Genomic DNA, 21,153 nt, shown 5'->3' with positions numbered 1-21,153 from the left:
TTAGGCCGCGCATAGTACCAGACATTGCAAACCACGCAAGCCGACGTTCACACCGGTCGTCTGCTAAGATCGCGCCCTTCGTCATACTCCGTAACAGGAAACCCTCCGCGTGCCCGACGCCATTCTGCGCCTCGCCCTGCCCTCGCCATTGCGCCGCCTGTTCGACTATCTGGCACCCGCTGGCGTGGCAGGCAGCGACCTGCAGCCCGGCATGCGTGTGAGAGTGCCGTTTGGGCGCAGAGAAATGATCGGCATTCTGGTGGAAGTTGCCGACCAGAGTGACGTCCCGGCCGACAAGCTAAGGCACGCAATTGCGGTGCTGGACGGCGAAGCGCCGCTGCCGCCTGCGCTGTTCAAGCTGTGTTTGTGGACGGCGCAGTATTACCAGCACAGCCTGGGTGACACGTTGAGCTGGGCGTTGCCGGTGCTGTTGCGTCAAGGGGAGCCGGCAGAGTCACGCCAGGAGCGGTTCTGGCAGATCGCGCCCAACGCCAGCGTCGATGATCCGCGCATCGCCCGCGCACCTCGGCAGAAGGAAGCGCTGACCACGCTGGCGCAACACCCGCACGGCGTGGCCCATCAACTGCTGAGCAAGCTGATGCTCAACCGCGAAAGCCTCAATCTGCTGCTGGCCAAAGAGTTGGTGCAGGTCGAGGTGCGCTGCCACAAGCCGGTGGAACGCCATGAACATTGGCTGGCGCAACCGGAACTCCCGCTAAACCCCGAGCAGCGTGCAGCGTATGAAGCGATTCGCGCAGGCTTCGGCGGCTTTCATGCCTCATTACTGGCGGGCGTCACTGGCAGCGGCAAAACCGAAGTCTATTTGCAACTGATCCGCGAGACCCTCGAAGCGGGCAAGCAGGCGCTTGTGCTGATCCCCGAGATCAACCTCGGCCCTCAGACCCTGGCGCGCTTTGAACAGCGCTTCAACGCACGCATCGCGCTGGTCCATTCGGCGGTCAATGATCGCGACCGTCTCGACGCGTGGCTTGCGGCGCGCGACGGCGAGGCGGACATCATTATCGGTACGCGATCCGCCCTGTTCACGCCGATGAAAAACCCGGGGCTGATCATCATCGACGAAGAGCACGACGGCTCCTATAAACAGCAGGAAGGCCTGCGCTATCACGCGCGGGATCTGGCGCTGGTGCGGGCGCGCCAGGAAGATATCCCCATCGTACTGGGCTCGGCGACTCCCTCGCTGGAGAGCCTGCATAACGCCTACACCGGCCGTTATGCGCTCTTGCGACTGAATCAGCGGGCCGGTGGTGCACAACAACCACGCTTCCTGCGCCTGGACGTAAAAAGCCGTCCACTGGACAGCGGAATTTCCGGGCCGATGCAGCAAGCCATCGGACAAACCCTGGCGGCAGGCCAACAGGTACTGGTGTTTCTCAACCGTCGCGGCTTTGCGCCCACGCTGCTCTGCCATGACTGCGGCTGGCTGTCGGAATGCACCCGCTGTGATGCGCGCATGACCGTGCATCAACGTTCAGGCGAGCTGCGCTGCCACCACTGCGGCCATGTTGAACGTGTGCCGCGTAATTGCCCGTCGTGCGGCAAGGTCGATTTGCGTCCCGTTGGCGCAGGCACCGAACGCGCTGAGGAACGGCTGGCGATCTTGTTTCCGGACTATCCGGTGTTGCGCGTCGACCGCGACAGCACATCGCGAAAGGACGCGATGAACCAACTGTTCACCACCATTCAAAAGGGCAACCCGTGCATTTTGGTCGGCACGCAAATGCTCGCCAAAGGGCATCACTTTCCTCGCGTGACACTGGTGTCGATTCTCGATGCAGACGGCGGGTTGTTTTCCGGCGACTTCCGCGCCAGCGAACGCATGGCGCAGTTGATCGTTCAGGTCGCGGGACGGGCGGGACGCGCCGAAGAGCCAGGCCGGGTAATTATCCAGACGCATCTGGCTGAACATCCCTTGCTGATTCAGCTGACGGAACAAGGGTATTTCGCTTTCGCGGAGCAAGCTTTGAGCGAGCGTCGGGCTGCGGGGCTACCGCCCTTTTCCCACTTGGCGCTTTTGCGGGCCGAAGCGCACAAACCCAATCAGGCCGAAGAGTTTCTCGACGAAGCCTGCACCCACGCGGAGCAACTGCTGGCAGACATGAAGCTGGGCGGCATCGAACTGCTGGGCCCGGTGCCAGCGCCCATGGAACGTCGAGCCGGTCGCTACCGTGCACAGTTACTGGTCCAGGCCAATGCGCGGGCGCCGCTGCACAAATTGCTGGCAACGTGGATGCTGGCGCTGGAAAACATGCCCAGCGGCAGGCAAGTCAGGTGGTCTCTGGACGTGGACCCCGTGGATTTGTATTAAACGAAAAATCTGTAGGAGCGCGCTTGCCCGCGAATGCGTCGTCACATTCACTATTTCTGGTGGCTGACACACCGCTATCGCGGGCAAGCGCACTCCTGCAATTGATACCGTACGCCCAACCGCGCATCCAATGCGGTTGGCAAGGCGGCTCCGGAAACGGATAATGCCCAGTTTTTCCACCCGCGCATCCAGGCGCTGCCGCGCTTGCGGTCGAAGAGAGCATCATGAAAGACACCATTCGCCAGCTGATTCAACAGGCCCTTAGTCAACTCGTCCTTGATGGCGTTTTGCCGGAAGGACTGACGCCAGCGATTCAGGTGGAGAACGCCCGAGACAAGAAAAACGGCGATTTCGCCAGCAACATCGCCATGATGCTGGCCAAGCCTGCGGGCATGAAACCTCGTGATCTGGCCGAGAAGCTCATTACTGCGCTGCCTGCCGACGAGCAAATCACCAAAGTCGAAATCGCAGGCCCTGGTTTCCTCAACTTCTTCCAGAATACCCAAGCGCTCGCCACTCGACTGGACACCGCGCTTGCCGATGCAACGCTGTCGGTGCGCAGAGCCAGCCCGGCCCAGCGCGTCGTCGTCGATCTGTCCGCACCCAATCTCGCCAAAGAAATGCACGTTGGCCATTTGCGTTCAACGATCATTGGCGACGGCGTCGCCAACGTATTGGAATTCCTGGGTGACACCGTGATTCGTCAGAACCACGTCGGCGATTGGGGCACCCAATTTGGCATGCTGCTGGCCTATCTTCAGGAAACCCCTGCTACCAGCGACGAACTGTCGGACCTTGAAAACTTCTACCGCGCTGCCAAAGGCCGTTTTGACGAGTCCGTGGAGTTCGCAGAGCGAGCACGCGGCCTTGTGGTCAAGCTGCAAGCCGGTGACGCCGAATGCCTGAGCCTGTGGACCCGGTTCAAGGATATTTCCCTGTCGCACTGCCAGGAAGTCTACGAGCGCCTCAACGTCAAACTCACGCCCAAAGACGTGATGGGCGAAAGCGCTTACAACGATGACCTGGCCAATGTGGTTGCCGACCTGAAGAAAACCGGCTTGCTGGTCGAGAGCAACGGCGCTCAGTGCGTATTCCTCGAAGAATTCAGAACAGCCGAAGACACGCCGCTGCCCGTGATTGTGCAAAAGGCCGGCGGCGGCTACCTGTACGCCACCACTGACCTGGCTGCCATCCGCTATCGCAGCAACGCATTGAAAGCCGATCGCGTCTTGTACTTCGTCGATCAGCGTCAGGCCCTGCATTTCCAGCAGGTGTTTGAAGTCGCACGCCGCGCAGGCTTCGTGAGCAACGGCATGCAAATGGAGCACATGGGCTTCGGCACGATGAACGGCGCCGATGGCCGACCGTTCAAGACCCGCGATGGCGGCACCGTGAAGCTGGTCGATCTGCTCGACGAAGCCGAGGAGCGCGCTTACGCCCTGGTCAAAGAGAAAAACCCGGAAGTCGCCGAAGACGAACTGCGCAGCATCGCCAAAGCCGTGGGCATCAGCGCCGTGAAGTACGCGGATCTATCCAAGCACCGCGCCAGCGACTACAGCTTCAACTTCGACCAGATGCTCAGCTTTGAAGGCAACACCGCGCCTTATCTGCTTTACGCATACACCCGCGTGGTCGGCGTGTTCCGCAAACTCGGCACGCCTTTCGATGAAAGCAAAGGTCAGATCATTCTCGATGCACCGCAGGAACAGGAGCTCGCGGCGCGCCTGGCGCAGTTCGGCGAAACCCTGAACAACGTCGCCGAGAAAGGCACCCCGCACGTGCTGTGTGCCTATCTTTACGATCTTGCGGGCCTGTTCTCCAGCTTCTACGAGAATTGCCCGATCCTCGGCGCTGAAAACCCCGAGCAACAGCAAAGTCGTCTGCGCCTCGCGGCCCTGACCGGCCGCACCCTCAAGCAAGGCCTGGAACTCTTGGGTCTGGAAACTCTGGAGCGTATGTAAGTTGGCTGCCAAAAAGAAACCTGCTCCCAAGCGCGGCGCCAGCCGTTATCAAGCACCCGCCAAGAAGCCGATTCCGGGATGGTTGTGGATGGCGATTGGCCTGACGGTTGGCGCCTTCGTCGTTTTCCTGATGAAGCTCGAACCCGGTGGCGACGACATCAAGCGCGTGAAGGCTGATGCCAAGGCCGCGAAGATAGCCGAAGCGAACAAGACGCCGCCAAGCCCTACGGCGCCGGTCAAGCCCAAGTACGACTTCTATACGCTGCTGCCCGAATCCGAAGTAATCGTGCCCAACGAAGCGGTGCCTGAAAAGACGCCACCACCCGTCGTTGCGCCATCCACGCCGGTCTCACCGGAGCAGGCAGCGAAGATCGACACCGCGCGCGCTCAGGCCGCACTCAGTGGCCTGACGCCTCCGCCAGCGCCGCCCGTGGCCAAACCGGCACCTGTGACGACATTCTTCCTGCAGGCGGGCTCGTTCCGCAAACAGGCTGATGCGGACAAGGTACGAGCGCAGATCATTCTGCTTGGACAGACCTCGACGGTTGAGTCCGGCACGGTGAAGGACGAGACTTGGTACCGCGTATTGGTCGGCCCGTTCAGCAACCGCGAACAACTGACCACTGCCCAGAAACAACTGGCAAGCGGCGGTTTCAGCAACCTGCTGCTGCAACAGCGCCAGAGCCGCTAAAAACCAGTAACTGTAGGAGCGAGTTCATTCGCGCGCACGTCGGCCCATCCAACTCCACTGGAGTCTGACAAACCGCTTCGCGAATAAATTCGCTCCTACAGAACCTCCGCGCACTGCCCCACCATTCATTCCTCATTGCCTCTCGGCACGCCGCATTTGCTTTCTCCTGATTCTGCCCGGAGGGCGTGGGAGTCCAGCTTGCTGACGATCAACCGGGAACCGGTCGTAATACCCGTCACCACGATTAACCTGAAGTTTTACGGTTAGAGGATTTACTGCCGCTGCGCGCCAGATCGTCGGCAAGCCAGACTTCTACGCCTGCGGCGGAAGCGTAACTAGGCAGGTCACAACCGCTCATCCCTCATTCCCCCTCGCAGTTGAAAAACCCGCCCCCACCCCCATATGAGTTTGCATCAGGGCATTTTCGCCCCGCAGCGTGGAGACTCTCCCCTTGACCACCATCGTTTCAGTGCGCCGCCACGGCAAAGTCGTCATGGCGGGTGACGGCCAGGTTTCCCTCGGCAACACCGTCATGAAAGGCAACGCCAAGAAAGTCCGCCGCCTGTACCACGGAGAAGTGATCGCCGGGTTCGCCGGCGCCACTGCCGACGCTTTCACCTTGTTCGAGCGCTTTGAAGGTCAGCTCGAAAAACACCAGGGCCATCTGATTCGTGCCGCCGTCGAACTCGCCAAAGAATGGCGCACCGACCGTTCGCTGAGTCGCCTGGAAGCCATGCTCGCCGTCGCCAACAAAGACGCTTCGTTGATCATCACCGGCAACGGCGACGTGGTTGAGCCTGAAGACGGGTTGATCGCCATGGGTTCCGGCGGTGCATTCGCCCAGGCCGCCGCGCGCGCCCTGCTGCTGAAGACCGAACTGTCCGCCCGCGAAATCGCCGAAACCGCGCTGCACATCGCTGGCGACATCTGCGTATTCACCAACCACAACATCACCATTGAGGAGCAGGACCTCGCCGAATAAGCGCTTGGCAATGGCTGCGTTCAATCGCGGCCTGCCGAGCCTGTTCGAACCAGAGGACCGTTGAAAATCATGTCCATGACTCCCCGTGAAATCGTCCACGAACTCAATCGCCATATCATCGGCCAGGACGATGCCAAACGCGCCGTCGCCATCGCGCTGCGTAATCGCTGGCGCCGGATGCAGCTGCCTGAAGAGCTGCGCGTCGAAGTCACCCCCAAGAACATCCTGATGATCGGCCCGACCGGCGTCGGTAAAACCGAAATCGCCCGTCGCCTGGCCAAGCTTGCCAACGCGCCGTTCATCAAGGTTGAAGCAACCAAGTTCACCGAAGTCGGCTACGTCGGCCGCGACGTTGAGTCGATCATTCGCGACCTCGCTGACGCCGCCATGAAGCTGCTGCGCGAACAGGAAATGGTCAAAGTCCGTCATCGCGCCGAAGACGCCGCCGAAGATCGCATCCTCGATGCGCTGCTACCACCGGCTCGCGGTTTCCAGGACGAAGCGTCACCCAGTGATACCAACACTCGTCAGCTGTTCCGCAAGCGCCTGCGCGAAGGTCAACTGGACGACAAGGAAATCGAAATCGAAGTGGCTGAAATGAGCGGCGTCGATATTTCTGCGCCGCCAGGCATGGAAGAGATGACCAACCAGCTGCAAAGCCTGTTTGCCAACATGGGCAAAGGCAAAAAGAAAAGCCGCAAGCTGAAAGTCAAAGACGCGCTGAAGATGGTCCGCGACGAAGAAGCAGGCCGTCTGGTCAACGATGAAGAACTCAAAGCCCAGGCGCTTGAGGCAGTCGAGCAGCATGGCATCGTGTTCATCGACGAGATCGACAAAGTCGCCAAGCGAGGCAATGTTGGCGGCGCTGACGTTTCGCGTGAGGGCGTGCAGCGCGATTTGCTGCCGCTGATCGAAGGCTGCACGGTCAACACCAAGCTGGGCATGGTCAAGACTGACCACATTCTGTTCATTGCTTCAGGCGCGTTCCACCTGAGCAAGCCGAGCGATCTGGTGCCTGAACTGCAAGGTCGTCTGCCGATCCGGGTCGAGCTCAAGGCACTGAGCCCGCAGGACTTCGAGCGCATTCTCAGCGAGCCACACGCGTCGCTGACTGAGCAATATCGCGAGTTGCTGAAGACCGAAGGCCTGAACATCGAGTTCTTGCCTGAAGGCATCAAGCGTCTGGCGGAGATTGCCTGGCAGGTCAACGAGAAGACCGAAAACATCGGGGCTCGTCGGCTGCACACGCTGCTCGAGCGTCTTCTGGAAGAGGTGTCTTTCAGCGCCGGAGACCTTGCCAGCGCGCAGGGTGCCGAGACCATCAAGATCGACGCCGAATACGTCAATAGCCACTTGGGCGAACTGGCGGCGGATGAAGATTTGTCCAGGTACATCCTCTGACAGCAGCTATAAGCTGCAAGCCTCAAGCCTCAAGCTCCAAGCAGAAGCAGATGCCGTTCGCTTGTAGCTTGTAGCTTGTAGCTTGTAGCTTGAGACTCTCCCCCATGACCAAACTCCCCACCGCCATCCAGCTGCACAAAGCCTCCAAAACCCTCACGCTGAAATACGGCGAGGGCGAGGAGTATCATCTGCCCGCCGAGCTTCTGCGCGTGCACTCGCCTTCGGCTGAGGTGCAAGGGCACGGTAATCCGATTCTGCAGTTCGGCAAGTTGGGAGTTGGCCTGATCAAGGTCGAACCGGCCGGTCAGTACGCGCTGAAACTAACCTTCGATGACGGTCATGACAGCGGATTGTTCACGTGGGATTACCTCTATCAACTGGCGCAACGCCAAGAGGCACTGTGGGACGATTATCTCGCCGAGTTGAAGGCCGCTGGCAAAACCCGGGACCCTTCAGAGCAGGTCATCAAACTGATGTTATGAGCGGAGCGGGCGGCGAGCGCCAATCGGAGCCAACTTGTTGGCGAAAAGGTGGACGCGCCGTGTCAGCTATTACGCTTCGCGAACAAGTTCGCCCCTACAGGGAATGCGTCGATCAAGCGGTCAGCACTTTATCCAGCTGCTTCTCGACTTCTGACTTGATCGAACCGCTCATGGCGGACAGGAAGAAATTCAGCTCGATATTGACGCGCACCAGATCGTCCTCAACATCCACAGTGCCTTTCGCACCCTTGCCTTCCAGCTCGACGGTGTCGCCGGCCCACTCGTGGGCGATGCCATACTTGTCCGACAGCTTTTGCAGCATGACCTCAGCCTTTTCCCGGGCTTTCTCCTTGCCCAGGGAATGAGCGCGTTCGACGGTAATACGGGACATTCAAAGACTCCTTCATCAAGGGGTAAATCGTCGGCGCACTATAACAGCGGGTCGCAGCGAAGAAACTGTTGGCGGCAAGCCTTGTCAAGACAAAGCCAGCCCCGGCGATTAGAATGGCCGCACTTTATTCCGGTGACAGCGATATGAATGATCCGCGCAAAGGCAGCGATGCCGAACCCACCACCCACTTCGGCTACAAAAACGTGCCTGAAAGCCAGAAGGCTGACAAAGTCGCCGAGGTTTTTCACTCCGTTGCAGCCAAGTATGACCTGATGAACGACGTGCTTTCAGGTGGCATGCATCGCCTGTGGAAGCGCTTCACCATCGAGCTGTCCGGCGTGCGCGTCGGTAATCGCGTACTCGATATAGCCGGTGGCACGGGCGATCTGGCGAAGAAGTTTTCACACCTCGTCGGCCCGACCGGCGAAGTCGTCCTCGCCGATATCAACGAATCCATGCTGCGCGTCGGTCGTGACCGCCTGCTGGACCGTGGCGTGGCCGGCAACATGAGCTTTGTCCAGGCCGACGCCGAAAAACTGCCCTTCCCCGATAACTACTTCGACTGCGTGACCATCGCGTTCGGCCTGCGCAACGTCACTCACAAAGAGGACGCCATCGCCTCGATGCTGCGCGTTCTCAAACCGGGTGGCCGCTTGCTGGTGCTTGAGTTTTCCAAACCGACCAATCCGGTTATGTCCAAGATCTACGACGCGTACTCCTTCGCGTTCATGCCGCTGGCCGGCAAGTTGATCACCAATGATTCCGAAAGCTACCGCTACCTGGCTGAATCGATCCGCATGCACCCGGATCAGGAAACCCTCAAGGCGATGATGGTAAAAGCCGGTTTCGACCGAGTGACCTACCACAACATGACTTCTGGCATCGTCGCCCTGCACCGTGGCATCAAGCCCTGATGCTGGTCCGCGGCCTGCTTGCAAGTGCCGAACACGGCATCAACCGCGTGCTGCGTCTGGACAGCACCGCGCTGCCGCGCCTTGACCGGCTGAGCGGTAAAGTCATCGCCGTCGAATGCACCAGCCCGGTTTTTCACGTGTTCATTCTGCCGAGCGACGAAGGCTTGATGCTTGCTTCCCATTGGGATGCGGGCGCCGATTGCACGCTGCGGGCACCGGCTGCGAGCCTGGCGCGCCTGGCGCTGAGCAAGGACAAAACCGCTGTGCTACACGGCCCGGACGTTGAGCTGGACGGCGAAAGCGGCGTCTTGCTCGACCTGGTTGGCGTACTTCAAGACCTGGACCTGGACTGGGAATACGAGCTGTCGCGCTGGCTCGGGCCTGTTGCCAGCCCGCTGATTGGCGCTCATCTGCGCAGCGGCGCCAGTTGGACCCGCGACACCGCCTCAAGCCTGAGCCACAACCTCGCCGAGTACCTGAGCGAGGAATCGCGCGCTCTGGTCGGCAAGCGCGAAGCAGAAGCCCGCTTTGCCGAACTAGACCAGGCAAAACAAGACCTCGACCGCCTCGAAGCCCGCTTCGAACGCCTCGCCCACTCCCTCAAATCCAGCGATAACGCATGAGCCTGCTTGCCGTCCGCCGTCTGTTTCGCATCCAGCGCGTCGTAATCCGATACCGCCTCGATGACTTGCTTTTCGCCCTGCCCCTGCCGTGGTGGATGCTGGCCGTGCGCTTCGTACTGCCGTGGCGCTGGCTGCCACGCCGCAAGAGCGAACTCACGCGCGGCGCACGTTTGCGCTTGGCGTTGCAGGACCTAGGGCCGATCTTCATCAAGTTCGGGCAATTGCTCTCAACCCGCCGCGACTTGTTGCCCGAGGACATCGCCGATGAGCTGATGGGCCTGCAAGACCGTGTGCCACCGTTCGAATCGCAAAAGGCAATTGACCTCATCGAGTCTCAGTTGGGCGCGAAGATCAGTCAGGTATTCAGCCGTTTTGACGTTAAGCCGCTGGCCTCGGCGTCGGTGGCGCAGGTGCATGCCGCGCAGCTGAAGACGGGCGAAGAAGTGGTGGTCAAGGTCGTGCGTCCGGGCCTCAAGGCGATCATCGGTTCAGACCTGGCGTGGCTGTTCATTCTTGCGCGCATCGCCGAGCGCATGTCTGCCGACGCCCGCTTGCTGCATCCGGTGGACGTGGTCAGCGATTACGAGAAGACCATCTACGACGAACTCGACCTGTTGCGTGAGGCGGCCAACTCCAGCCAGTTACGCCGCAACTTCGAAGGCTCGGAGATGCTCTATGTGCCTCAGGTCTATTGGGACTGGTGCCGGCCTAAAGTACTGGTGATGGAGCGCATATACGGCGTTCAGGTCACGGATCTGGCCACTCTCGCCGATCAGCGTACCGACATGAAGATGCTCGCCGAGCGCGGCGTCGAGCTGTTCTTCACCCAAGTGTTTCGCGACAGTTTCTTTCACGCTGACATGCATCCCGGCAACATTTTCGTCAGCACCGTGAAGCCCTGGAGCCCACAGTACATTGCCATCGACTGCGGCATCGTCGGCAGCCTGACACCCGAAGACCAGGACTATCTGGCGCGCAACCTGTTTGCGTTCTTCAAGCGTGATTACCGTCGCGTTGCGCAGCTGCACATCGACTCGGGCTGGGTGCCGGCAGAAACCAAACTCAATGAATTCGAGGCCGCAATCCGCACGGTCTGCGAACCCATTTTCGAAAAGCCGCTCAAGGACATCTCCTTCGGACAAGTATTGATGCGTCTGTTCCAGACGGCCCGGCGCTTCAACATGGAAGTCCAGCCGCAACTGGTACTGCTGCAAAAAACCCTGCTGAACATCGAGGGCCTCGGGCGTCAGTTGTACCCGGAGCTGGATTTGTGGACCACCGCGCAGCCGTTTCTGGAGCGCTGGATGCGCGAACGCGTCAGCCCCAAGACGCTGCTTGGCAACCTGCAATCCCAAGTCGAGCAGATCCCGCATCTGGCCGGCATGACCCGTGACCTGCTTGAACGCATGTCGCAGCCGCACCGCAAGGATCCACCCCCGCCCTGGCGTGATCGCGGCGATCATTGGGCGTTGCGACTGATTGGCGCTGCGCTGCTGGCGGGCGGTGCAGTACTGGCGTCGGCGCATGTGCAATCGGGAGCGGACTGGGCGGCGATGAACGCGCTGCCAACCTGGATCATGCTGGTGGCAGGTCTGTATCTGGTCGTTCGCCGATAGCCATGGGCGCAGGCCGCTGGCACACTAACCCTTCCACAGAGCGGCCGGAGCCGACGATGAAAGACTGGCTGGACGAGATTCACTGGAACAGCGACGGTTTGGTCCCTGCAATCGCTCAGGACCACAAAACCGGGCGCGTACTGATGATGGCCTGGATGAACCGCGAAGCCCTGAGCCTGACCGCAGCTGAAAACCGCGCTATCTATTGGTCCCGTTCCCGCGGCAAGCTCTGGCGCAAAGGCGAGGAGTCGGGCCACGTGCAGAAGCTGCACGAACTGCGTCTGGACTGCGACGCCGACGTGATCATTCTCATGGTCGAGCAAATCGGCGGCATCGCTTGCCACACTGGCCGTGAAAGCTGCTTCTACCGCGTATACGATGACGCCGGCTGGAAGACCGTGGACCCGGTACTCAAAGATCCGGACGCCATTTATCAAGCAGGACACTGAACATGACTGATACCTTGTCGCGCCTTGCGCAGGTGCTCGAAGAACGCAAAGGTGCGGCTGCCGACAGCTCTTATGTCGCAAGTCTGTATCACAAGGGATTGAACAAGATTCTGGAAAAAGTTGGCGAAGAGTCGGTCGAAACCATCATCGCCGCCAAGGACGCTGCCATCAGCGGCGATTGCAGCGATGTGATCTACGAAACCGCCGACCTGTGGTTCCATAGCATGGTGATGCTGGCCCAGTTGGGACAACACCCACAGGCCGTACTGGATGAACTGGACCGCCGTTTCGGGTTGTCCGGTCATGACGAAAAAGCTGCTCGCCCGGCTCAATGAACACGCAAGCTTACGGGCTCTGAATTTCTTACGAGGAACGCGTCATGGGTATTTTTGACTGGAAACACTGGATCGTCATTCTGATCGTGGTCGTGCTGGTATTCGGCACCAAGAAGCTCAAAGGCCTCGGCACCGACGTTGGCGAATCGATCAAAGGCTTTCGCAAAGCCATGAGCGATGAAGAAAAGACTCCGGAACAACCACCGGTTCAGCCACAACCGCAAGCGCAGCCGCACACGACTCAGTCGTCGCCGCTGAACCAGCCGCACACCATCGACGCGCAAGCACACAAAGTCGAAGATCCCATCCGTAAAGACTAGGTCGTGACGCATGTTTGGTATCAGCTTCTCTGAACTGCTGCTCGTCGGACTCGTCGCCCTGCTGGTACTGGGCCCCGAGCGTCTGCCGGGCGCAGCACGCACCGCCGGGCTTTGGGTCGGGCGGCTGAAACGCAGCTTCAATGCGATCAAACAGGAAGTTGAACGCGAGATCGGCGCTGACGAGATCCGCCGTCAGTTGCATAACGAGCACATTCTTTCCATGGAGCAGGAGGCGCGCAAGATTCTCTCGCCGCAACAGCCTCCGGTAGAGCCCGCTTCCCCTGCACCCACAGTGGCAGCGCCGGCCACGCCTGCGCCTGGTTCTATACCGCCTGCTCCTACACCTGTGGTCCCGGCACCTCAAAGCGCCGACATCGGCCCTGCAGCACCTGCTGAAAGCGCGTCTGTCAGCACCGAGCCGCCGCATGTGCCGGCGACTACTGAACCCGCGTCAGCCAACCACACCGCTGCAGTGCAGACTGCGCCGTCCGCCAACGATTCGTCATTGCCACCGCGAGCGCCATGAGCAATATCCCGGAAAACGACCAGCAAATGCCGCTGGTCTCGCACCTCACAGAACTGCGCTCGCGCCTGCTGCGCTGCGTGTTGGCGATATTCGTAATCTTCGGCTGCCTGTTTTACTTCACGCAGAAGATTTACACCTTCGTCTCAGCGCCGCTGCGGGTGTTCCTGCCTGAAGGGGCGACGATGATCGCCACCGACGTCGCCTCGCCGTTCATCACGCCGTTCAAGCTGACCATGATGGTCGCCCTGTTTCTGGCGATGCCGGTAATCCTGCACCAGATCTGGGGCTTCATTGCGCCAGGTCTGTACAAGCATGAAAAGCGCGTTGCGGTGCCACTGCTGGTATCGAGTATCGTGTTGTTCTATGCCGGTATGGCCTTCGCGTATTACCTGGTGTTCCCGCTGATCTTCCACTTCTTCGCCAGCGTGACCCCGGAAGGGGTCTCGATGATGACCGACATCGCCAGCTACCTTGATTTCGTCATGACGCTGTTTTTCGCTTTTGGCGTGGCTTTCGAGATTCCGGTGGCAGTGGTACTGCTGGTGTGGATCGGCATTGTCGATGTCAAATACCTGAAGAAGATCCGCCCGTACGTGGTGATAGGCTGCTTCGTGGTCGGAATGATCCTGACGCCGCCTGACATCTTCTCTCAGACGCTTCTGGCCGTGCCGATGTGGTTGCTCTTCGAGATCGGGGTGTTGTGCAGCTCGCTGATTACCAAACGTGGCGATCATGAGGCAGAAGAGTCTGCCGAAGACCGTCAGGACCAGCCGCCAGCCGCTCAGCCGTGAATTTGCTGCTGCTCGAAGAGGCTGATTTCATTGCGGCAGACCGTGTCGTTCTGCGTGACCGTCGCCTCAAGCACATGCAGGAAGTCCACCGTGCAGTGATCGGTGACACTCTGCGCATCGGACGTCTGGGCGGGCAATTGGGCAGTGCCGAACTGCTGCGCCTTGAGCCCCACGAAGCCGAGTTGTCGGTCAGTTTCGACCTCCAACCACCCGCCAAGCTGCCGCTGACGCTGTTATTGGCGCTGCCACGTCCCAAGATGCTCCGTCGTGTGTTTCAGACGATCGCTACCATGGGCGTTCAGAAGGTCATCCTGCTCAACAGCTATCGCGTAGAGAAAAGCTTTTGGCAGACGCCATTCCTTGAGCCTGAGGCCATCAGGGAGCAACTCATTCTCGGACTGGAACAAGCCCGGGACAGCGTGCTGCCAGTCATCATCATCGAAAAGCGCTTCAAGCCGTTTGTAGAGGATCGCTTGCCCGCGCTGGTCGAAGGTACGCTCGGCCTGGTGGGGCACCCGGGTGATTTTCCGGCCTGCCCCCGCGCAGTCGAACAGCCGGTGACGCTGGCCATTGGGCCTGAAGGCGGCTGGATTCCTTACGAGGTCGATCTGCTACGCCAATCAGGCCTGCAGCCGGTGCAACTCGGCGAGCGCATTCTGCGCGTTGAAACCGCTGTCACCGCCCTGCTCGCACGCCTGTTCTGATCCACCTCCGCAAGCGCACTCCCTCAGCAGACAGAACCATTCCTCCAGTTTTTCCGCGAGCTGCCGATGTACAGGCGTCAACAATGACAACGCTCAAGGAATCGCCATGACTCGCTGGTTTGCACAAAGCCTCGCCAATATAAGTGTCAGTCTGAAGCTCGGTATCGGCTTTGGCCTGGTGCTGCTGCTGACCGTGTTCACCATGCTGGCAGGCTGGTCTGGCGTCTCTTCCATCATTGAGCGCGGCGACAAGCTGGGTAACATTTCGCTGGTCAACGAAAACACCCTGGCGCTGCGCATCGCGCGAATAAACTACGAGCAGAAATTTACGCCGGAAAACGCGGCCGAAGTCATCAAGGGTCTCGACAAGCTTGAAACCTCGGTGAAAACAGCCAGGGCGAAGATCGTCGGAATTTCAGACCTCAAGTTGCTGGACGAGCAGACTCAAGCCGCGATCGATTATCGCCGCGCATTCGACGACATGACCAAAGCCATTCAGACCCGTGAAGCCAGCCGCACTAACCTCGGCGCAACGGCCGATGCTGCCGTGGAGGAGGTCAACACGATCGAACAAGCGCTGTTGCAACACGACAACATTCTGCAGTTCAACAGTGCGGTAGGCGTCAGCAAGCAGATTCAGCAGGCACGTTTCCAGGTGCGCGGCTACACGTACAGCGGCAATCCGGATTTCGAGAAAAACGCGACGGGAGCCATTGACGATGCGATGGGCGGGATCAATGCATTGGCTGGCGATATTCCTTCCAGCTACATCCCGCAGCTGCAACGAGCCAGCGCAGCACTCAAAGGTTATCGCGATGCGGTGGCCGTTTACCGTGACGCGCAATTGGCCAGCCGCCAAGCCGTCGAGAAGATGGGCGTACACGGTCAGCAATTACTTGATCTGAGCGGCAAGCTCAGCGTCTCACAAAATGCCAAGCGCGAAATAGACAGCAAAAACGCCACCCAAACCCTCGGCATCGTCACTGCTTTGGCGCTGCTACTGGGCGTTCTTGCAGCCTGGGTAATCACTCGGCAGATCATTCGCCCGCTGCGTGAAACACTGGACGTGGTAGAGCGTGTGTCGTCCGGCGACCTGACCCATAACCTGATCGTGACCCGTCGCGATGAGCTGGGCCAGCTTCAAAGCAGCATCCAGCGCATGACCGTAAACCTGCGGCAGTTGATCAGCGGTATCAGCGACGGCGTGACGCAGATTGCCAGTGCGGCAGAGGAGCTCTCGGCCGTGACCGAGCAGACCAGCGCAGGGGTCAACAGCCAAAAGGTTGAAACCGATCAGGTCGCCACCGCCATGCACGAAATGGCCGCCACCGTGCAGGAAGTGGCGCGCAACGCCGAAGAGGCCTCCGAAGCCGCTGTCGCTGCAGACCAGCAGGCACGCGAGGGCGACCGGGTGGTGAATGAAGCCATCGCACAGATCGAGCGTCTGGCAAGCGAGATGGGGCTCTCCACTGAAGCGATGGGCGAACTGAAACGCGAAAGCGACAAGATTGGCAGCGTGCTGGATGTGATCAAGTCGGTGGCACAACAGACCAACCTCCTGGCGCTCAACGCCGCCATCGAAGCCGCCCGTGCGGGTGAGGCAGGACGCGGATTTGCGGTCGTGGCCGACGAAGTGCGCAGCCTTGCTCAGCGCACACAGAAGTCCACCGAGGAAATCGAAGCGCTGATTGCCGGCCTGCAAAACGGCACGCAACAGGTCTCGACCATCATGGACAACAGCCGTGAACTGACCGTCAGCAGCGTGGCCTTGACGCGTCGGGCAGGCAACTCGCTGGAAAACATCACCAAGACGGTGTCGGCGATCCAGGCGATGAACCAGCAAATCGCCGCCGCTGCCGAGCAGCAAAGCGCCACGGCCGAGGAGATCAACCGCAGTGTGCTGAACGTGCGAGATGTCTCTGAGCAAACCTCGGCGGCCAGCGAAGAAACCGCTGCGTCGAGCGTTGAGCTGGCGCGGCTGGGTACGCACTTGCAGACGCTGGTGGGTCGCTTTCGGGTTTAAGCGATCATCTGATCGGCGCGAGTGAGGCGCCGATCATGGCGCTCATCACTCAACCTCAGCATCGACCTGGTCACTTACGCGCAAAATCATTGTTTGCTCTCTGTGGCCAAGCGAATGGCTTCCAGCCTGCGAAAGTTGGGATGCGTGCGGCCGTCGGCGAAGACACTTCCATCGGGGTATGTGAAAGAGGTGAAGTTGCCGTCCTTTTTGACAGCAGGGCCTTTGGAGTAGAGAACGAAGTCGGAGTGCACAACCGGCTCGAAGTAGACAGAGCGAGCATTCAAAGCCTTGTAACCCAGGTAAATCTTACCCTCGCCTGCCAGACTGACCGTTTTTTTATAGCGCCCGAGTAACTCCTCATCGACCCATGGGTAATATTCTTTTTTGATTGTTAAATCTCCTTCTACGGTCCAGGTCACCCCGCCATGCGACGGATTGTTGTGATCGAAGACCACTAGAACGCCACCCCCTGCGCCGTACCTCACGTTCTCGCCAAAACGGGTGGGGTAAGCATAAGCAACGCCGAACGTCACGTTGCTCAGGCGCCACTTGCAGGCTCCCCCACCGTCAATAGCCATTTTTGCTTGATAAAGATCAGTAGTTCCCTGACGCACAGGCTGCAGTTCAAGTTGCTGATAGCCATCCCGCGTATACGGCTCACCGTTGGCATCGTGATTAATGAAGGTACAAAGGGTTGACCGATACATCACCTGCATCGTCTCCGCCTCAAGTTCTTCAGGCACTTTCACCGTCACCGTGATTTGTTCGCTGTCTGCAGGCGGGTCAAGGCTGTGGTCCTGTCTGCAACCGCTCAGGATGGTGAACACAGCAACCATTGAAATGGACAGCGCGAGTCTCATGGTTTGCTCTGCGCAGCGAGGCGGATGGCTTGTAGTTTTTTGAAGTCAGGTTGGTAGCGACCGTCAGCGGCAACAGTACCGTCGGGGTATGTAAACTTTATAAAACTGCCAACTTTGTGGACTTTGGTACCTTCCGAAGTCACCAGCCATCTGGAATGAAAATTCGGTTCGAAGTAAACATGGCGAGCAGTCAACGCTTCGTAGGCCAAATAAATTTTCCCTTCTCCCGCCAAGTTGATGTGTTTCTTATACCCTCCAAGATACTTTTCATGTAACTGAGGATAATAGTCTTTCTTAATTGCTAGATCCCCTTCTACTTTCCAAGTGGCGCCTCCAATCGATGAGCTGTTGTGATCGAAGATCACCACCACGCCACCTCCAGTCCCGTGCCTCACGTTCTCGCCGAAGCGAGTAGGGTAAGCATAAGCAACGCCGAACGTCACGTTGCTCAGGCGCCACTTGCAGGCTCCCCCACCGTCAATAGCCAGTTTTGCTTGATAAAGATCAGTAGTTCCCTGGCGCACAGGCTGCAGTTCAAGTTGCTGATAGCCATCCCGCGTATACGGCTCACCGTCGGCATCGTGGTTAATGAAGGTACAAAGGGTTGACCGATACATCACCCGCATCTTTCTCGCCTCAAGTTCTTCAGGCACTTTCACCGTCACTGTGATCTGTTCGCTGTCTGCAGGCGGGTCAAGGCTGTGGTCCTGCCTGCAACCGCTCAGGATGGTGAACATAGCAACCATTGAGATGGACAGCGCGAATCTCATGGCTTGCTCTGTGCAGCGAGGCGGATGGCCTCTAACTTGCGAAAGTTGGGATGCCAGCGGCCATCAGCGAAGACACTTCCATCGGGGTATGTGAAAGAAGTGAAGTTGCCGTCCTTTTTGACAGCAGGGCCTTTGGAGTAGAGAACGAAGTCGGAGTGCACAACCGGCTCGAAGTAGACAGAGCGAGCATTCAGTGCCTTGTAACCCAGGTAAATCTTACCCTCGCCAGTCAAGCTAACAGACAGTTTGGGACGGCCGAGAAGGCTTTCATGCACCCAAGGGTAGTAACTTTCCCTGATCGTTAAATCCCCATCGACCACCCAGGTCACGCCGCTATGTGACGAATTGTTGTGATCGAAAACCACTACAACACCGCCCCCTGCGCCATACCTCACATTCTCGCCAAAACGGGTGGGGTAAGCATAAACAACGCCGAACGTCACATTGCTCAGGCGCCACTTGCAGGCTCCCCCACCGTCAATAGCCAGTTTGGCTTGATAAAGATCAGTAGTTCCCTGACGCACGGGCTGCAGTTCAAGTTGCTGATAGCCATCCCGCGTATACGGCTCACCGTTGGCATCGTGGTTGATGAAGGTACAAAGGGTTGACCGATACATCACTTGCATCGTCTCCGCCTCAAGTTCTTCAGGCACCTTGACCGTCACCGTAATTTGTTCGCTGTCCGCAGGCGGGTCTAGACTCTGATCCTGTTTGCAACCTCCCAGACAGAGAAAAAGAATCAGGCAAGGAATCGCAAACCTGCTGATCACGCGCGTGCACCATTCAGTGTGGGAAAAGCTCATCGCAGTGACTTCGCGTAAAACGCCTTGGAACTTGCGACATTGTCAAAGCGCTGTAATGCCTCAGGTCCGCCTTCGCTCTCGGACGTGATCCGCAACGCCGTCTCCATCTTGTCTTGCAGGCCGAGAAACAATTGATTGCGACTGTACTCATCCTCGGGAATGCGCTCGTAGTGCTCCTTCATCTGTTGTTCAAATTGATTGCGCTCGACCTGAAGATCCAGCAACTCCTCGCGCGCAGGGTTGATCAACTCCATCAACTGGTCGTGGATGTAGGGCTGGTACTTCGACATGAAGTGATCGCCGATGCCCAGCATTTTGCTGATGTCCGGATTGCCATAACGAGGGAAATGCCGAGCCAGGCTTTCGGCATCCAGGGACTTGATCAGGTTTTCCTGATTGTTGCTCGCCTGCTGGCTATCCGTCTCGCTCAGGCTGGGGACGAGGTAGAGTTTTGTACGGCGCGGTAAAAGATAAGCGATGGTTCGCAGATAGGGCCGTCCGCTGGGGTCGCGATAGGCAGGATAAGGCTCATGCAGCCTTTGGGTGTGCTGCTCGGCTGTGTAAAACATGGCGATTTCGCCGTGGTGGCTGAACGGGTCGCCGTGCTTGTACACCGCAGTTACTGCCGCTTGCCGCACCGACCAACTGAAACCCATCATGATTCCGGCCGGTCCCCAGATATCGTAGAGGTAATTATCCATTGCAGCTTCAGGCGGAACACGGGGGACCACGTCTGCGTCGTTGACGTGACGGAAATGCCATAGCTCGCTCAGGCTTTGAATGGCCTTGAGGGTGAAGGTGCGTGGCATGCCGTAGGTGTAGAGCAGCGGACTTTGGTCTTTCAATGATGCTGCGTGCACAAGTGCGAGCGCGCCGCCGAGGCTGTGACCGCAAACAAAAAGTCCCTTGTGTTCAGCGTCTATAGGAATTACTTCGCCGAGATGCCTCGCATAAACCCTTCGCGCCACCTCAAACGCATCCCGAAACCCCATGTGTACGCTGCCCTCTGGTGTCAATCCGGCACAGGGCACCTTCGTTTCGCACATGGCGGACACCTCCGGCGCAACTGGCCGAAACGTCAGGTCGGAGGCCAGATCTGCAAGGCCATTCATTTCGGTACCGCGCCACGCGACCAACACCTGAGAAGCACTGATGGCATAGAACAGCTGCGTATTGCCTTCAGGTAAAGGCGCCTTGCTGGTGTCCAACGGCTGAACGTCGGTGTAGCGGCCATCGAAAGGTACATCGGTGACCAGACAAGGCCAGTTTCGGGAACCGTCACGTACAAGCGGCGTTCGGGACAGGTCCAGACATTGCTGCTCAAACAGCTGTCTGACCGATCCAAACTCCAGATCAGGCACATTGCTGTACGCCAAAATACTCATCAGGCCCAGGTTGTAGGCATTGGCCAGACTGTATTGCGACTGATGGTGCAAGACCAGCGACCACGCACGTAGCGGGCAGATCTCCAGGACATGCCGGCGATCCAGCTGGTCGTCTTCAACAGTGAAACCGCTGTAGCGGGGATCGGGGAAGTGGTAAGCCGGGGGCTGTTTCGGGGTGGGTAAAGGCGGGTCAAAATTCGGCAACTGGTCGCAAATCTGACCGATGCGCAAGTAGTGATACGTGTGACCTGCGGCCAGAGCCTGCTCTTCGATGGGAGAGAAACCCGAGCGCTGAGGGCTGTACAGCGGCGTGGGATCGCTAAAAAGCGGTTTGTTCGGTTCAGCGCGCAGGGCTCTCAGTCTGCGGGTTTGAAGCACCTGCGCCAGCGGATCGGCAGCAATCAGCAGGGTGACAGCCAAAGGATGGATTTCCTCCAGGCGGATCACGCCTTGCGCATCGCTGACCCCACTGAATTCAGGGACGTAGTTGATGCGAGTGGCCTTACTGGTCGCCCGATAGGGCATGTTGGCGAGCGGCTCCCCGCGCTCGTCCAAGAGCTGAAACTCGACCCATTGCATTTTTTGGGGCCTGCAATAGACATCCTGATTCGGATTGATCGTGTCGGTGCGGTGCAGTCGATCGTTCATGTCAGTCCTTGCTCGCTGTTGCTTCCCTGAAGTGCCGGCAACAGTAAGTGAAGGAAAGTCCTCGCTCCATCCCGCAAAGGCCGAACGGGACACGTCCTAACCCATTTGAAGACATCTCCTACGCGCGCTTGCCGGCGCAGTTGCCAGCC

20 protein-coding genes and 2 pseudogenes are annotated in these 21,153 nt (G+C 58.8%); 17 read left to right on the top strand and 5 right to left on the bottom strand.

Annotated features, from left to right (window positions below; translation table 11 throughout):
* The first annotated feature begins 109 nt into the window (after positions 1 to 109).
* From OYW20_RS02685 to OYW20_RS02660, 6 genes are all read left to right on the top strand, one after another.
* Positions 110 to 2,329: a primosomal protein N' gene (locus OYW20_RS02685; protein ID WP_268799196.1), complete on the top strand. Its 2,220-nt coding sequence runs from the start codon at positions 110 to 112 to the stop codon at positions 2,327 to 2,329.
* Between the two features lie 224 nt (positions 2,330 to 2,553).
* A complete protein-coding gene (argS, locus tag OYW20_RS02680) occupies positions 2,554 to 4,290 on the top strand; it encodes an arginine--tRNA ligase (RefSeq protein ID WP_268799195.1) in 1,737 nt (578 codons plus the stop codon).
* Between the two features lies 1 nt (position 4,291).
* Positions 4,292 to 4,981: an SPOR domain-containing protein gene (locus tag OYW20_RS02675; RefSeq protein WP_268799194.1), complete on the top strand. Its 690-nt coding sequence runs from the start codon at positions 4,292 to 4,294 to the stop codon at positions 4,979 to 4,981.
* A gap of 451 nt (positions 4,982 to 5,432) precedes the next feature.
* The gene (hslV, locus tag OYW20_RS02670; RefSeq protein WP_268799193.1) at positions 5,433 to 5,963 is read left to right on the top strand and encodes an ATP-dependent protease subunit HslV; all 531 of its coding nucleotides are present in this window, start codon (positions 5,433 to 5,435) and stop codon (positions 5,961 to 5,963) included.
* A 69-nt stretch (positions 5,964 to 6,032) separates the two neighbouring features.
* Complete coding sequence (gene hslU / locus OYW20_RS02665; RefSeq protein ID WP_268799192.1) at positions 6,033 to 7,364, top strand: ATP-dependent protease ATPase subunit HslU; 1,332 nt, start codon at positions 6,033 to 6,035, stop codon at positions 7,362 to 7,364.
* A gap of 104 nt (positions 7,365 to 7,468) precedes the next feature.
* Positions 7,469 to 7,846, top strand: a complete 378-nt coding sequence (locus tag OYW20_RS02660; RefSeq protein WP_268799191.1) for a DUF971 domain-containing protein — start codon at positions 7,469 to 7,471, stop codon at positions 7,844 to 7,846.
* 112 nt (positions 7,847 to 7,958) lie between these two features.
* On the opposite strand, the gene OYW20_RS02655 is transcribed toward OYW20_RS02660, so the two are convergent.
* On the bottom strand, positions 7,959 to 8,237 hold the full coding sequence (locus OYW20_RS02655) for a polyhydroxyalkanoic acid system family protein (protein WP_268799190.1): 279 nt from the start codon (positions 8,235 to 8,237) through the stop codon (positions 7,959 to 7,961).
* A 143-nt stretch (positions 8,238 to 8,380) separates the two neighbouring features.
* Here OYW20_RS02655 and ubiE point away from each other — a divergent pair, with 143 nt between their 5' ends.
* The 11 genes and pseudogenes from ubiE (at position 8,381) to OYW20_RS26420 (ending at position 16,538) form a co-directional block, all read left to right on the top strand.
* Positions 8,381 to 9,151 (top strand): bifunctional demethylmenaquinone methyltransferase/2-methoxy-6-polyprenyl-1,4-benzoquinol methylase UbiE, encoded by a 771-nt coding sequence (gene ubiE / locus OYW20_RS02650; protein ID WP_268801022.1) that lies wholly within the window; start codon positions 8,381 to 8,383, stop codon positions 9,149 to 9,151.
* Complete coding sequence (locus tag OYW20_RS02645; protein WP_268799189.1) at positions 9,151 to 9,774, top strand: ubiquinone biosynthesis accessory factor UbiJ; 624 nt, start codon at positions 9,151 to 9,153, stop codon at positions 9,772 to 9,774. The genes ubiE and OYW20_RS02645 overlap by 1 nt, the downstream gene beginning before the upstream one ends.
* Positions 9,771 to 11,390 (top strand): ubiquinone biosynthesis regulatory protein kinase UbiB, encoded by a 1,620-nt coding sequence (gene ubiB, locus OYW20_RS02640; RefSeq protein ID WP_268799188.1) that lies wholly within the window; start codon positions 9,771 to 9,773, stop codon positions 11,388 to 11,390. Before OYW20_RS02645 ends, ubiB begins: the two co-directional genes overlap by 4 nt.
* Positions 11,391 to 11,446: 56 nt before the next feature.
* Complete coding sequence (gene hisI, locus OYW20_RS02635) at positions 11,447 to 11,839, top strand: phosphoribosyl-AMP cyclohydrolase (RefSeq protein ID WP_268799187.1); 393 nt, start codon at positions 11,447 to 11,449, stop codon at positions 11,837 to 11,839.
* A 2-nt stretch (positions 11,840 to 11,841) separates the two neighbouring features.
* Entirely contained in the window at positions 11,842 to 12,174 is a 333-nt protein-coding gene (locus OYW20_RS02630; RefSeq protein WP_268799186.1) for a phosphoribosyl-ATP diphosphatase, read from the top strand.
* Positions 12,175 to 12,218: 44 nt separating this feature from the next.
* A complete protein-coding gene (locus tag OYW20_RS02625; protein WP_268799185.1) occupies positions 12,219 to 12,494 on the top strand; it encodes a twin-arginine translocase TatA/TatE family subunit in 276 nt (91 codons plus the stop codon).
* A 10-nt stretch (positions 12,495 to 12,504) separates the two neighbouring features.
* Positions 12,505 to 12,918, top strand: a pseudogene (gene tatB, locus OYW20_RS02620) (Sec-independent protein translocase protein TatB); the annotation flags it as partial.
* A 98-nt stretch (positions 12,919 to 13,016) separates the two neighbouring features.
* Positions 13,017 to 13,811: a twin-arginine translocase subunit TatC gene (tatC, locus tag OYW20_RS02615; RefSeq protein WP_268799183.1), complete on the top strand. Its 795-nt coding sequence runs from the start codon at positions 13,017 to 13,019 to the stop codon at positions 13,809 to 13,811.
* On the top strand, positions 13,808 to 14,515 hold the full coding sequence (locus OYW20_RS02610; RefSeq protein ID WP_268799182.1) for a 16S rRNA (uracil(1498)-N(3))-methyltransferase: 708 nt from the start codon (positions 13,808 to 13,810) through the stop codon (positions 14,513 to 14,515). Before tatC ends, OYW20_RS02610 begins: the two co-directional genes overlap by 4 nt.
* Before the next feature lie 106 nt (positions 14,516 to 14,621).
* Positions 14,622 to 15,635, top strand: a pseudogene (locus OYW20_RS26425) (methyl-accepting chemotaxis protein); the annotation flags it as partial.
* A 39-nt stretch (positions 15,636 to 15,674) separates the two neighbouring features.
* Entirely contained in the window at positions 15,675 to 16,538 is an 864-nt protein-coding gene (locus tag OYW20_RS26420) for a methyl-accepting chemotaxis protein (protein ID WP_456239193.1), read from the top strand.
* Positions 16,539 to 16,624: 86 nt separating this feature from the next.
* Here the strand turns inward: OYW20_RS26420 and OYW20_RS02600 are convergent, their stop codons facing one another.
* The 4 genes from OYW20_RS02600 to OYW20_RS02585 are packed head-to-tail and all read right to left on the bottom strand — an operon-like array spanning position 16,625 to position 21,004.
* On the bottom strand, positions 16,625 to 17,398 hold the full coding sequence (locus OYW20_RS02600) for a hypothetical protein (RefSeq protein ID WP_268799179.1): 774 nt from the start codon (positions 17,396 to 17,398) through the stop codon (positions 16,625 to 16,627).
* Positions 17,395 to 18,168: a hypothetical protein gene (locus tag OYW20_RS02595; protein ID WP_268799178.1), complete on the bottom strand. Its 774-nt coding sequence runs from the start codon at positions 18,166 to 18,168 to the stop codon at positions 17,395 to 17,397. The genes OYW20_RS02600 and OYW20_RS02595 overlap by 4 nt, the downstream gene beginning before the upstream one ends.
* Positions 18,165 to 18,971 (bottom strand): hypothetical protein, encoded by an 807-nt coding sequence (locus OYW20_RS02590; RefSeq protein ID WP_268799177.1) that lies wholly within the window; start codon positions 18,969 to 18,971, stop codon positions 18,165 to 18,167. The genes OYW20_RS02595 and OYW20_RS02590 overlap by 4 nt, the downstream gene beginning before the upstream one ends.
* Positions 18,968 to 21,004: a lipase family protein gene (locus OYW20_RS02585; RefSeq protein ID WP_268799176.1), complete on the bottom strand. Its 2,037-nt coding sequence runs from the start codon at positions 21,002 to 21,004 to the stop codon at positions 18,968 to 18,970. The genes OYW20_RS02590 and OYW20_RS02585 overlap by 4 nt, the downstream gene beginning before the upstream one ends.
* Between the last annotated feature and the right edge of the window lie 149 nt (positions 21,005 to 21,153).

Source organism: Pseudomonas sp. BSw22131, assembly GCF_026810445.1.
GTDB classification, from domain to species: Bacteria; Pseudomonadota; Gammaproteobacteria; order Pseudomonadales; family Pseudomonadaceae; genus Aquipseudomonas; species Aquipseudomonas huanghezhanensis.
The sequence above is the reverse complement of the archived record's forward strand: the minus strand, read 5'-3'. Positions and strand labels throughout refer to the sequence as shown.